Below are 13,292 nucleotides of genomic sequence, written 5' to 3' on the forward strand. Positions count from 1 at the left end.
TACTTTTAAGAAAGGGTGAGACGATGTTTTCGAAAGTGTTGATTGCCAACCGCGGCGAAATCGCCGTCCGTGTCATCCGCACGTGCCGACGTCTCGGCATTCAAACGGTTGCCATTTATTCCGAAGCAGACGCCGATTCGCTTCATGTCTCGCTCGCGGATGAAGCGTATTTGATCGGCAAGCCGCGCGTCGCGGAAAGCTATTTAAATATCGAAAAAATCATTGAGGTTGCCAAAACGGCGAAAGCGGAGGCGATCCATCCCGGCTACGGGCTGTTGTCGGAAAATCCAGCGTTTGCCCGCCGCTGCGAGGAAGAAGGAATCGTCTTCATCGGTCCGAAGGCGGACGTCATTGCGGCGATGGGCAGCAAAATCGAAGCGCGGCGGACGATGGAAAAAGCCGGCGTGCCGATCGTCCCGGGCGTCTCCTTTGCGCTTGATGGCGCCGATGAGGCGGCCAAAGCGGCGGCTTCGATTGGGTATCCAGTCATGCTGAAGGCGTCAGCCGGCGGCGGCGGCATCGGCATGCATATCGCTCGCGATGAAGCTGAGCTGCGCCAAGCGTTTGAAGGGAGCCAAAAACGGGCCGCTTCGTTTTTCGGCGACGGGACGATGTACATTGAAAAATATATTGAACGCCCGCGCCATATTGAAATTCAGCTTCTTGCCGACCAAAATGGCAACTGTGTTTACTTATGGGAGCGTGAATGTTCGATCCAACGCCGCCACCAAAAAGTGGTCGAAGAGGCGCCGTCGCCGTTTTTGGATGAAGAGACGCGGCGGAAGATGGGGGAGGCGGCGGTGCGGGCTGCGCGTTACATCGGTTATGCAAATGCCGGTACCATTGAATTTCTCGTCGATGAACAGAAAAATTTTTATTTTCTTGAGATGAACACTCGGCTGCAAGTCGAGCACCCGGTGACAGAAGAAATCACCGGCATCGACATCGTCGAAGAGCAGCTGCGCATCGCCGCCGGCGAGCCGCTCCGCTATAAACAAGAAGAGATTCGCCGCGACGGTCACGCCATTGAAGTGCGCATTTATGCCGAAGATCCGAACACGTTTTACCCGTCGCCCGGCCGCATTACGGTGTTTTCCGCCCCACAAGGCGAATGGATTCGTCATGAAACGGCGGTTCAAAGCGGCATCACGGTCACGCCGTTTTATGATCCGATGATCGCGAAATTGATCGCCAAAGGGCCGGATCGGCAAACGGCGATTGAACGCTTGCTCGAAGCGCTTCGAGACTATCGCGTTGAAGGGATTAAAACGAACATTCCGCTGCTTGAGGCCGTGTTGTCCCATCCGGCGTTTCAAGCGGGGGATACGACGACCGATTTCCTTTCGAAACATTGGAAACCAATAAAAACGAAATGAAGCAGAAATGAATGGGGGAAGAAATGATGAATCAAATAACCGCAACGATGGCAGGAAGTGTATGGAAAATTGTCGTCGCCGTCGGTGACCGTGTGGAAGAAGGGCAAGATGTCGTCATTTTGGAATCGATGAAAATGGAGATTCCGATTGCCGCGGAAACGTCTGGCGTCGTGAAGCACATCCACGTGCAGGAAGGAGATTTCGTGAACGAAGGCGACGTGCTTGTCGAGATTGAGTAAAAAGGGGGAGCAGAGCATGAGCCGATGGCCGGCGAAGGTGACGATCAAAGAAGTCGGCCCGCGCGACGGCCTGCAAAACGAAGCAACGCCGATCGCGACCGCCGATAAAATCGCTTGGATCAACCTATTGTCAGAAACGGGGCTGTCGTACATTGAGGTGACTTCCTTCGTCCATCCGAAATGGATTCCGCAGCTTGCGGACGCCGTTGAAGTGGCAGCGGGCATTCGCCGAAAAGCCGGCGTCACGTATGCGGCGCTCGTCCCCAACGAAAAGGGGCTTGAGCGGGCGCTTGGCGCCGGGGTCGATGAAGTGGGCGTCTTCATGTCAGCGAGCGAAACGCACAACCAAAAAAATATTAACAAAACCATCGCCGCCACATTTCCGGTGCTTGAAGCGGTCGTGAAAACGGCAAAACAAGCAGGAAAAACGGTGCGCGGCTACGTTTCCACCGTCTTTGGCTGCCCGTATGAAGGGCCTGTCGCCGTCGATCAAGTGCTGATGGTGGCGGACCGGTTGTTGGCGATGGGGGTTGACGAACTGTCGCTTGGCGATACGATTGGCGTCGCGACGCCCAAGCAAGTCGAAGAGGTGCTCACAATCGTGCTCCGCCGTTTTCCGGCTGATCGGATCGCGATGCATTTCCATGACACGAGAGGGACGGCGCTGGCCAATATTTTAGTGTCAATGGAAATGGGGATTACGACGTTTGACAGCTCGCTCGGCGGCCTCGGCGGCTGTCCATACGCTCCCGGAGCGTCGGGAAACGTCGCCACCGATGATTTAGTATATATGCTTCACGGCATGGGGATTGAAACCGGCATCGATGTCGAGCAGCTGACGAAAGCGGCTTTGTTTATCCGCGATAAAATCGGCCGCCCGCTTCCGAGCCGCTATTTGCAAACGGTTTGATCATAAGGGGGGGAGAAAACGTGAGCACACTTGTATCGTTTGAAACACAAGAAAACGGCATCGCCATTGTGACATTAAACCGTCCGGAAGCGGCCAATGCGCTTTCAAGAGCGCTTCTTTTCGAGCTTGGCGCGCTCTTTCAGGAGATCAAATTTCGCAAAGACGTGCGCGTTGTCATGTTGACCGGGGCAGGAGACAAGGTGTTTTGCGCCGGCGCTGATTTGAAAGAGCGGGCGGGGATGAATGAAACGGAAGTGCGGCAAACCGTTGCCTTAATCAGCAAAACGATCAATGAGGTCGAGAAAGTGCCGCAGCCGGTCATCGCCGTTTTAAACGGCTCGGCGTTTGGCGGCGGGTTGGAGCTTGCCTTGGCTTGCGACATTCGGTTTGCTGCCGACGATATTCAGCTTGGGTTGACGGAAACGTCGCTTGGCATCATTCCGGGAGCGGGGGGGACGCAGCGGCTGCCGCGCCTTGTCGGCATCGGAAAAGCGAAAGAATTGATTTTTGCCGCAAAGCGCATCACCGCCAAAGAGGCCGAGCGAATCGGCCTTGTCGAATACGCGGTGCCGCGCTCCGAGCTGATGGAGCGTGCGCTTTGTCTCGCGCAACAAATCGCTGACAATGCGCCGATAGCCGTCCGTCAGGCGAAACGGGCGATCCAAAGCGTATTCAACGTTGATTTGGAGACGGGCCTCGCGATTGAGCAGCTCGCCTATGAGGCGACCATTCCGACGAAAGACCGGTTGGAAGGATTGCAGGCGTTTAAAGAAAAGCGGAAGCCGGTGTACAAAGGCGAGTAAGCCCGCTTGGACAAGGAGGGGGCGGTTTGGAAGGAGGAAGCCGCACGGAGCGCTTGCGCCGCATCGGCCTTTTCACAGCGATAAATAAAACACGGCATCCAACCTTGCTCCAGCCGAACAAGCGGGATGGAACAGCAAGATCCATCAAAACAAGGAGGGGAAACAAAGAGATGAAGGAAACAGCCAATCAACAAGACACGCTCGCAGCGGAGCTGGAGAAAAGAGCGGCGGAAATCAAGAAAGGCGGGGCGCCAAAATATCATGAAAAAAACGCCGCCCAAGGGAAATTGTTTGTTCGCGAGCGGCTGAACTTGCTGCTTGATAACGGTTTGGAAGTGGAAGACGGATTGTTTGCCAACTGTTTGGCGGGCGATTTGCCGGCTGATGGAGTTGTGACCGGCATCGGCAAAATCAATGGCCGCACCGTCTGCGTGATGGCGAACGATTCGACCGTCAAAGCTGGCTCGTGGGGAGCGCGCACCGTCGAAAAAATCATCCGCATTCAAGAAACGGCGGAAAAACTGCGCTGCCCGATCATTTATTTGGTGGACTCGGCCGGCGCACGCATTACGGACCAAATCGAAATGTTTCCCGGCCGGCGCGGGGCGGGGCGCATTTTTTACAATGAGGTGAAGCTGTCCGGCAAAGTGCCGCAAGTGTGCCTGTTGTTTGGTCCATCAGCAGCCGGCGGCGCTTATATTCCGGCGTTTTGCGATATCGTCATCATGGTCGAAGGCAATGCCTCGATGTACTTAGGCTCGCCGCGCATGGCGGAAATGGTGATTGGGGAAAAAGTGACGCTCGAAGAGATGGGCGGCGCCCGCATGCATTGCACCGTCTCCGGCTGCGGCGACGTGCTCGTGAAAACCGAAGAAGAAGCGATTGCCTATGCACGCCGTTATTTGTCGTATTTTCCGTCCAATTACAGCGAAAAGCCGCCGGTGGTCGAGGCGAAGCCGCCGAAATCGTTTGACAAAACGATCGAGGACATTTTGCCAGAAAACCAAAATGCGCCGTTCAACATGTATGATTTGATTGAGCGGATCATTGACGAAGGATCGTTTTGTGAAATCAAAAAACTGTTTGCGCCAGAAATCATTACGGGACTGGCGCGCCTTGCCGGCCAGCCGATCGGCATCATCGCCAACCAGCCGCGCGTCAAAGGCGGCGTATTGTTCCACGATTCGGCTGATAAAGCGGCGAAATTCATCACGCTTTGCGACGCGTTCCATATCCCGCTTCTGTTTTTGGCCGACGTCCCTGGCTTTATGATCGGCACGAAAGTCGAGCGGGTCGGCATCATCCGCCATGGGGCGAAAATGATCGCGGCCATGTCGGAAGCCACCGTACCGAAGATCTCGGTCATCGTTCGCAAAGCGTACGGCGCCGGATTGTACGCGATGGCCGGGCCGGCGTTTGAACCAGATTGCTGCCTGGCGCTTCCGAACGCGCAAATCGCCGTCATGGGGCCGGAAGCGGCCGTCAACGCCGTCTACGCCAACAAAATTGCCGAGCTGCCGCCAGAAGAGCGTGCGGCATTTGTCGAACAAAAACGCGAGGAATACCGGCGCGACATCGACATTTACCGTCTCGCCTCCGAGCTTGTCGTCGACGGAATCGTCGCGCCGAACGATTTGCGCAACGAGCTCATCCGCCGATTTGACGCGTATATGTCCAAGTATATGGTCTTTTCTGAGCGGAAGCATGGGGTGTATCCAGTTTGAAAAAATGGATGGCTGTCCCTCTTGCCAAGGGACGGCCGATCATGTATCATAATAATCACCAATCCGTTGCTGCGTTGTGCGTTGTAGAATGAAGTTTCAACCGATGGCAATCAAAAGGGAGTTCTACATTGAAGCGGGAATGTCATGCCTCAATATTCGTGATGGAGGACGGCAGGAACGCTTCTGCGAACACCCACCTGGTGGAGCGTGGTTGAGAAACTGCATTCAGCCAACGGCAACAGCGGCGCGGATTCACGAATGAGGAGTTGGCAAAAGAGTCCAACTGGATGCAAAACATCCGGTTGGACTCTTTTTCGTTGCGTATGTTTTCTCAAAAAGACATGAAACAATATAGTTGATTTTCCCTGTTTTCATGTTATAATCATATTTCGTGCAGGGATAATTCGTATTGAAACTATTCCAACAAGAAAGATGAGGCAAGGAGGGGGATGAATGGAAGGGATCAGCCGGGACATCATGTACGCTGTCTTCCGGACGCAAAAGGCGCTTTATCGCCTCATCCGCGAGGACGCCGCCCGCGTCGGGGTGACAGAGGTGCAGCTGATCGTCTTATATACGCTGCTGAAAAAAGAGCATATTCGCCTGAATGACTTGGCGGAAAAATTAAACTTAAGCAACAGCAATGTCAGCGGCACGGTTGACCGGCTCGTCGGCGCCGGCCTTGTTGTCCGAGAGCCGTCGAAGCAAGATCGGCGCGCGGTCATTTTGAGTTTGACGGAAAAAGGAAAAGAGACGGTGTCGGAAGCGTTTGGCGAGCAGTCGGTGCTGCGCCGGCGGCTTGGCCGCATTCAAGAACTCGTCTCTCCAGAGGAGATTGAACAGTTTTTGCATCTTCATGAAAAAATTAAAGCGATTTTACTCGGGGAGGAATAGACGGTGAACGTGAAACGATTGGTTGCGCTGAACATCATTGTGCTCATTTTGCTTGTCGGTGGAGGCTTTGCCGCCTACTACTATGTGAATGAAGCAACGAACTACATTAAAACGGACAACGCCCGCATCGACGGCCAGGTCATCTCCGTCGCTGCGCCGCTGTCCGGGAAGCTGACATCCTGGCGGGGCGACACGGGAAAAACCTTCTCAGCTGGGGAAGAAATCGGCGAGGTGTTTGACGGCAAAACAACGATTCCGGTGACAGTGCCGCATCGGATGACGATCGTGCAGCAAAACGCAGTCAAGGACTCGTTTGTCGCCGCGGGGATGCCGCTGGCCCGCGGGTTTGATTTGAACGATTTGTGGGTGACGGCGAATATTGAAGAGACGGATATTGAAGACGTGAAAATCGGGCAAGACGTCGATATTTATGTCGATGCGTATCCGGATCGCAAATTCAGCGGCAAAGTCGAAAAAATCGGCAACGCGACAGCGAATACGTTCAGCCTGTTGCCAAGTTCCAATGCGACCGGCAACTACACGAAAGTGACCCAAGTGATTCCCGTTACGATTTCCATTGACAATTACAGCGGAGCCGGACTTGTGCCGGGCATGAACGTCACCGTCCGCATCCATAAGTAGGTGATTGAGGATGACAGCATTTGTCATTGGTTATATTGTGTTTGCCGTTTTGGTCTTGGCGGCGGTCAACATCGCGCTGCGCCGCCGCAAGCCTGCTTCAGCCGCGGTGAAGGCGGCAGATGAAGCGGCGGAAGCCAACGCTCAACCGTTAGCGGAAACGAAAGCAGAGCCGTCGACAGGAACGGATGGGCGTCCGGCCGCTCCAGCCGGTCAAGGCGGCCTTGGGGATATCGGCAGCCGCGGCAAGGTTGTGGCGACGGTCATGCTTGGTGCGTTTGTCGCCATTTTGAATCAAACGTTGATCAACGTCGCCTTGCCGCATATGATGCAAGATTTCAACGTGGAAACGTCGACGATTCAATGGCTCGTGACCGGCTATATGCTCGTCAACGGGGTGCTCATCCCGATCAGCCCGTTTTTAATCGCCAAGTTTCCAGCGAAACGGTTGTTTTTATCGGGCATGTCGTTTTTCGCCATCGGCGCGTTTGTCTGCTCGATCGCTCCGTCGTTTGCCGTCATGCTCACGGGGCGGTTGACACAAGCGGTCGGGGCCGGCATTATTATGCAGCTGATGATGGTCATTATGTTGTCGATTTTCCCGCCGGAACGCCGCGGGGTGGCCATGGGAACGGTCGGAATCGCCATGATGTTTGCGCCGGCGGTCGGGCCGACGCTGTCTGGCTGGATCGTTGAACATTATACATGGCGGCTGTTGTTTTACGTCGTGTTGCCGATCGCGATTTTAGACATTGTGCTTGCCTCCGTCTGGCTGAAACATACGCCGCGTAAAGGCAATCCAGTGCTGGACGTGCAAGGGGCGGTCTACTCCACGATCGGGTTTGGCGGCGTTCTGTATGGCTTCAGCGAGGCCGGAAGCAAAGGATGGGGCGAGACGGAAGTGGTTGTTTCGCTTGTCATCGGCGCCTTGTTCCTCATCATGTTCACATGGCGTTCGCTGCGCTCGGAGCATCCGGTGCTCAATTTCCGTGTGTTCCGCTACCCAGTGTTTACGTTGGCGACCGTCATCGGTTCGGTCATTAACATGGCGATGTTTGCCGCCATGGTCTTGCTTCCGGTGTATTTGCAAAACTTGCGCGGCTTTACGCCGCTCGATGCCGGTTTGCTGTTGCTGCCGGGGGCGATTGTGATGGCGGTCATGTCGCCGATCTCTGGTTGGGTGTTTGACCGCATCGGCGCGCGGATGCTCGCTATTGTCGGTTTGATCATCACCGCTGTGACGACGTGGGAATTCAGCAAGCTGACGATGGATACGCCATACAGCCAGTTGATTTGGCTTTACATTTTCCGCATGTTCGGCATGTCGATGCTCGGGATGCCGATTATGACGGAAGGGTTGAACGCCTTGCCGCGCCATTTGTACAGCCACGGCACGGCGATGTCGAATACGATTCGTCAAGTGGCGGCTTCGCTCGGGACGGCGTTCTTGGTGACGATCATGTCCAACCGGACGAAATTCCATGTGGAAGCTTATCGCAATGAAATGACGGAAAACAATCCGTTGTTCATGAGCCTTGTCGGCCAACTGAAACAGGCCATCCCAAGTGATGAGGCGATCGCTCAGCTGTTGTATGGACTTGTGCAGCAACGGTCAACGGTCGAGGGGATCAACGACGCCTTTTTCGTCGCTACTGGCTTAACGGTGGTGGCGCTCGTCATGGCGTTTTTCTTAAAAGGAAAAAAGCAGAAATCGCCATCGGCGTAAACAAGGGAAGCGGCGCACACGGCCGCTTCTTTTTTGTTTTGAGCCATGGAAAAGAGACGAAAACGGGCGGCCGGCTGCGAATCGTATAATCGTGACGAAGAGACAGGGGGGAACATTGTGGAGGCGCAAAGCAGGCAGCAAATGAGACAAACAAGACGAAGACGGTGTTGGCTGCAGGCGCTCGTTGTCGCCGCCTTGGCTTTGGCCGCCGTTGTTGCTGCGCTCGAGTGGGCGATTGATCGACAAAACATTGCCGCCTTGGAAACACCGTTGCCGGCAGCGACAATCATTTATGATGAACACGGCCGCATCGCGAGCAAGCTCGCGGCGGCAAACATCGAAGAAGTGCCGATCGACAGGGTGCCCAACTATTTTCTTGAGGCCATCGTCGCGACGGAAGACCGCCGCTTTTACGAGCATGATGGCGTCGATTATTATGGGCTTTTGCGCGCGATGTGGCGCAACATTCGCGCCGGGGCGTGGGTCGAGGGCGGCAGCACGATCACTCAACAGCTGGCGAAAAACGTCTTTTTAACGAATGAAAAAACGTTGACACGCAAATGGAAGGAATGGTTGATCGCACAAAAAATTGAGCGCACGTACAGCAAACAAGAAATTTTAGAAATGTACATCAATCGCATTTATTTCGGTGCGGGGGCGTGGGGGGTGGCCAGCGCGGCGAAAACGTACTTTGGCAAAGACGTTTCTGAGTTGACGCTAAGCGAATCCGCCATGTTGGCTGGTCTCATCAAAGCACCGTCCGCTTTATCGCCGGTCCGTCATTACGATAAGGCGGTCGCCCGGCGCAATGTCGTCTTGTCGCTCATGAAAGAACAAGGCTATATCGATGATCAAGAGTGGATCGCCGCGAAAAACGAGCACATTGCCATTCAACAGGAACCAAAACGCGACCCGTATGCCGGAAAATATCCGTACTACGTCGATGAACTAATCCACGAAGCGATTGCACAATACGGCCTGACGCAAAGCGATGTCCTTTCCGGGGGGCTCCGCATTTACACGGAGCTTGACCCGAACATGCAACAAGCGCTTGAAGCCGTGTATGCGAATGATTCGCTGTTTCCATCAAGCCCGGACGGTGTGCCTGTCCAAAGCGGAGCAGTGCTGCTCGACCCGAAAACGGGCGGGGTGAAGGCGCTTGTCGGCGGCCGCGGCCGCCATGTGTTCCGCGGTTTCAATCGCGCCACAGAGCTCAGGCGTCAACCGGGGTCAACGCTCAAGCCGCTCGCCGTGTACACGCCGGCGCTCGAACAAGGGTACGGGCCGTTTTCGCTGCTCAAAGACGAGCCGCTTAATCTCGGCGGCTACCGCCCGCAAAACTACGACCACACGCACCGCGGCACGGTGACGATGTATGAGGCGATCATCCATTCGCTCAATGTGCCGGCCGTCTGGCTGTTAAACGAAATCGGCCTTGACAAAGGGATGGAGGCGCTGCACCGGTTTGGTTTGCCGTTGGAAAAAGAGGACCGCCAGCTCGGCATCGCGCTCGGCGGCATGTCCCGCGGCGTCTCGCCGCTCGAGATGGCGGAAGCGTACGCCGTATTCGCCAATGACGGCGTCCGTTTGGACGGCCATCTCATTACAAAAATCGTTGATGCTTACGGCCGCAAGGTAGCGGAGTGGAAGCCGCGGCGAACGGTTGTCACGTCCAAGAAAGTGGCGCAGCAAATGACGTTTTTGCTCGAAGGCGTCATCCGCGAAGGGACCGGGAAGCGCGCTGCCATCCCGGGGCGGGAGCTTGCGGGCAAAACCGGGTCGACCGAGATGACGATCCCCGGCATCGACGGGGTGAAAGACCAATGGATGGTCGGCTATACGCCGCAGCTGGTCGGTGCGCTTTGGCTCGGCTATGACCGGCCGGACGAAACACATTATTTGACGACGACGAGCGGGGAAACGGCGGCCATCATTTTCCGCCATATGATGGAAAAAGCGCTGGCCGACGAGCCTGTCGTCCGCTTCTCGCTGCCGCTTGTGAAACAAGCGGAACGAGAACACAAAAAACGTGAGCCAAAGGCGCCTGAATCCGTGCCGCCAAAGGTGAAGGAAAAACCGCGTACGCCCGGCCATGAAAAAGGAAAAAACAAAAAAGAGAAAAAAGAAAAAAAGCACGGAAAAGGGCATGGCGGCAAGCGCGAATAGCTGTGGCCCAAGGCGTTCTCAACCTTTGTTTGGGCGCATATATATAAAGACAAGCCGCACGAAAAAGGAGGGGGAGCGCCCATGGCGCATTTCGGCTCGAAAGGATGGCTTGTGGCTGAGTTGAAAAAGGCGGGCATCGCCCGTCATCCGGTTGGACGGAAAAAAATTGAAACGTACAAGGCGGCGGAGCTGTACGGGCTGTACCGAAAATATGTGCAGAAAACGCGCTGAGCCGGATGAAAAATCCGGCTTCTTTTTTGGACAACCTAAAGGGGAAAGGAGGGAGGCGCGCCTGATGGTTGACAAGAGTGGGGACGCGCCGGAAGCGATGAAGAAAAAACGGTTTACGGTAGCGGAAGGGGAAACGATCGCCGCCTGTTTAGCGCGAATGAAACAGGAAGGCTACCGCCCTGTCCGCCGCATCGAGCAACCGATTTTCCGCGAAGTGGAAACGAACGGCGAAACGATGGTTGAGCCGTGCGGGCGCATCATCGAATTTGAGGGTGTGCGCGATGAGCCATAACGGGCGGTTGTTGGCTCCACCTTAGGCTGAAGGCGCGGCCGCAGATTCGACGGGCTCTGGTTATAGGGGCAAGAGAATTCATCAAAAAATTGCGAAGGAAGTTCTTTTCCCAACGATCGCCGCCTATACAAAGCGGGAATTCCAAGTTGCAGCCGGCGCGCCGTCCCGCTACAATAAAAAAGAGAACACCATCTAGATAAGGGGATGACGCCATGATTCATCACACATGGGCGACCCGGCCGACGATCAAAAAAGTAAAGTGCGTTCACACGAACGCGGAAAAGTACATGGTCAGCAATGTGTTGACGCCGGGCAAAGTATATGAAGTGAAAAGCGAAACGGACGAGTTTTATTTTGTCATCGACAACAGCGGAAAAGTCGGCGGGTTTTACAAAGATTATTTTGAGGAAGTCAAGTGATCGCGCCAATAGCCAAGAAAAAACGGATGTCCGAAACAGGGCATCCGTTTTTTCGATCAGCCGGCGGCGCTTTGTTCCGCCGTCGGCGGCCGCAACCGGCTTGCCGGCAGCGTGATCGTCAACGTCGTCCCTTTTTGTACGGCGCTTTCGATCGTCCACGTTCCTCCCATTTGTTCGATGATTTTGACGGCGACCATCGCACCAAGCCCAGTGCCTTTTTCTTTTGTGCTGAAGTATGGCTCGCCGAAGCGGCGCACTTGTTCTTTCGTCATGCCAACGCCGTTGTCGGAAATGGTGATGACGACTGATGCCCCCCGGTTCTCGGCCGCAACATGGAGCGTGCCGCCGTTCGGCATCGCCTCAATGCTGTTTTTCAACAAGTTGAGAAAACACTGTTGGAAATATTGTACGTTTCCGATGACGACACCATGTTCGAGGGAAGAGGATACATGGATCGAATGCATATGCGCCATTGGCGTAATCATTTGCAGCACTTTCTGAAGCTGGGTGGCGACATCAATCGGCTCGGTCTCTTTTGGCGCCGGTTTGGCAAACGTCAAATAGTCGCGGATGATGGCTTCCGCCCGCTCGAGTTCCTCTAAGGCGATGCGAATGTACCGCTCTTCGGTTTCGCGCGGCAGCCGACCAGTTTGCAGCAGCTGGATGAATCCTTTGACGACGGTGAGCGGGTTGCGGATTTCATGGGAAATGCTGGCTGCCATTTGGCTGACGATCTGCATTTTTTCCATCTTCATCAGCTCTGCCCGAGCGAGCTGCGCCTCATGAAGCGTCTCCATCAAATAGACAGCGAACATCATGACGAACGGCGGCATCATAATAAAATACACGATATATGGCTTCGTTACCGGAAAATCAGCAACAATCACGGCGACAAATGTCGTCAGCACCGCGAGCAAAAACGTCAGCCAAAGCGACATAACGAGCTTGCTCGACTGCGGCAGCTTGCGAAACAGCGGCGAAGCGGCCGCCGCTATGGCAAACATGATGGCGTAAACGATCAACGTGAGCGGCTGAAATCCGTACAAAACGGTGCGTGCCAGCATCAAGACAACAAACAGCACCGCCCCGACCGCGCCGCCGCCATACAATGTCCCAAGCAAAAACGGAATTTGCCGGAAATCATGGACGCACAGCGGATCAATGTAAATCGGAAATTTCATGCACAAAACGGCCGCCAACGCCAAACAAGCCCCAAGCAGCGCCTGGCCATAGAGCGGGCGCTGCCGGATCGCTCGACTATGGTCATAAATAAACGAAAAGGCAAAGATCGTGACTAAAATATAAAATAAGTTGTTCAGGACGTGCTGGTTAATGTATAAACCCGCCATACGAAAAATCTCCTAACTGAATGGACCTTATCACCTTCCATTATAGCGAAAAGAGATTGAAAGAAAAATATGCATTGGCTATGTCCGGTCTTTCGGCAGCCAAACCGCCAAGGCGCCAAAGAGCGGCAGCACGCTGCAAAGCCCCATTCATGTGCCGAGCGACGACAAGTCGGCGATTTTGCCGAGCACGACCGCGCCGAGCGCCCCCATGCCAAACGTCAGGCCGACGATGAGTCCGGACGCCATGCCGACATGGTTCGGAAGCAGCCGGTTGCATGACAGATGATGTCATGTTCAAGGCAAAGGCGACCCAGCCGATTTGCGCATACGACAGCTCCATTGTCGAGCGCAAAATCGGAAAGAGCGCCGGGATGACCGCTTGCATCGCATCGTTCAAAAAGTGGCCGAGGCTGATGGCGAACAAAATCGGGTAGACGGTCATTCTTGCGGCGCTCGTTCGCTCTGTATGGGTGTTCATCGTTCTCCCCTGTTCAAAATATATCTAATATTCCTAATTATACTTG

The 13,292-nt window shown here is 54.8% G+C and carries 13 protein-coding genes, 1 other RNA gene and 1 pseudogene; 13 read left to right on the forward strand and 2 right to left on the reverse strand.

What is annotated here, in order from left to right; translation table 11 throughout:
- Positions 1 to 23: 23 nt before the first annotated feature.
- The 13 genes from accC to GT3570_RS07760 all read left to right on the forward strand — a co-directional run bounded on the left by accC (position 24) and on the right by GT3570_RS07760 (position 11,419).
- The gene (accC, locus tag GT3570_RS07705) at positions 24 to 1,376 is read left to right on the forward strand and encodes an acetyl-CoA carboxylase biotin carboxylase subunit (RefSeq protein WP_015374745.1); all 1,353 of its coding nucleotides are present in this window, start codon (positions 24 to 26) and stop codon (positions 1,374 to 1,376) included.
- Between the two features lie 26 nt (positions 1,377 to 1,402).
- Positions 1,403 to 1,615: an acetyl-CoA carboxylase biotin carboxyl carrier protein subunit gene (locus tag GT3570_RS07710; RefSeq protein ID WP_011231095.1), complete on the forward strand. Its 213-nt coding sequence runs from the start codon at positions 1,403 to 1,405 to the stop codon at positions 1,613 to 1,615.
- Between the two features lie 16 nt (positions 1,616 to 1,631).
- Positions 1,632 to 2,525 (forward strand): hydroxymethylglutaryl-CoA lyase, encoded by an 894-nt coding sequence (locus GT3570_RS07715; protein WP_015374747.1) that lies wholly within the window; start codon positions 1,632 to 1,634, stop codon positions 2,523 to 2,525.
- Between the two features lie 20 nt (positions 2,526 to 2,545).
- A complete protein-coding gene (locus GT3570_RS07720) occupies positions 2,546 to 3,328 on the forward strand; it encodes an enoyl-CoA hydratase (RefSeq protein ID WP_023634453.1) in 783 nt (260 codons plus the stop codon).
- 170 nt (positions 3,329 to 3,498) lie between these two features.
- Positions 3,499 to 5,052: an acyl-CoA carboxylase subunit beta gene (locus GT3570_RS07725; protein ID WP_031213145.1), complete on the forward strand. Its 1,554-nt coding sequence runs from the start codon at positions 3,499 to 3,501 to the stop codon at positions 5,050 to 5,052.
- Positions 5,053 to 5,115: 63 nt separating this feature from the next.
- Positions 5,116 to 5,304: non-coding RNA, 6S RNA (gene ssrS, locus GT3570_RS07730), on the forward strand.
- Between the two features lie 201 nt (positions 5,305 to 5,505).
- Complete coding sequence (locus GT3570_RS07735; protein WP_011231100.1) at positions 5,506 to 5,946, forward strand: MarR family winged helix-turn-helix transcriptional regulator; 441 nt, start codon at positions 5,506 to 5,508, stop codon at positions 5,944 to 5,946.
- A 3-nt stretch (positions 5,947 to 5,949) separates the two neighbouring features.
- Entirely contained in the window at positions 5,950 to 6,588 is a 639-nt protein-coding gene (locus tag GT3570_RS07740) for an HlyD family secretion protein (RefSeq protein WP_014195721.1), read from the forward strand.
- Between the two features lie 10 nt (positions 6,589 to 6,598).
- Entirely contained in the window at positions 6,599 to 8,311 is a 1,713-nt protein-coding gene (locus GT3570_RS07745; RefSeq protein WP_062898600.1) for a DHA2 family efflux MFS transporter permease subunit, read from the forward strand.
- 117 nt (positions 8,312 to 8,428) lie between these two features.
- On the forward strand, positions 8,429 to 10,477 hold the full coding sequence (locus GT3570_RS07750) for a transglycosylase domain-containing protein (RefSeq protein ID WP_062898601.1): 2,049 nt from the start codon (positions 8,429 to 8,431) through the stop codon (positions 10,475 to 10,477).
- 81 nt (positions 10,478 to 10,558) lie between these two features.
- A complete protein-coding gene (locus GT3570_RS17895) occupies positions 10,559 to 10,708 on the forward strand; it encodes a DUF2639 domain-containing protein (protein ID WP_079936670.1) in 150 nt (49 codons plus the stop codon).
- A 64-nt stretch (positions 10,709 to 10,772) separates the two neighbouring features.
- Positions 10,773 to 11,000: an NETI motif-containing protein gene (locus tag GT3570_RS07755; protein WP_013523693.1), complete on the forward strand. Its 228-nt coding sequence runs from the start codon at positions 10,773 to 10,775 to the stop codon at positions 10,998 to 11,000.
- Between the two features lie 212 nt (positions 11,001 to 11,212).
- Positions 11,213 to 11,419, forward strand: coding sequence for a DUF6501 family protein (locus GT3570_RS07760; protein WP_011231108.1), 207 nt, complete (start codon positions 11,213 to 11,215; stop codon positions 11,417 to 11,419).
- Between the two features lie 56 nt (positions 11,420 to 11,475).
- Here GT3570_RS07760 and GT3570_RS07765 read toward each other — a convergent pair whose 3' ends face one another.
- Positions 11,476 to 12,768, reverse strand: a complete 1,293-nt coding sequence (locus GT3570_RS07765) for a sensor histidine kinase (RefSeq protein ID WP_062898602.1) — start codon at positions 12,766 to 12,768, stop codon at positions 11,476 to 11,478.
- Positions 12,769 to 13,036: 268 nt separating this feature from the next.
- Positions 13,037 to 13,246 (reverse strand): annotated as a pseudogene (locus GT3570_RS19075) (hypothetical protein); the annotation flags it as partial.
- Between the last annotated feature and the right edge of the window lie 46 nt (positions 13,247 to 13,292).

The organism is Geobacillus thermoleovorans (assembly GCF_001610955.1).
In the GTDB taxonomy this organism is placed as follows: Bacteria; Bacillota; Bacilli; order Bacillales; family Anoxybacillaceae; genus Geobacillus; species Geobacillus thermoleovorans.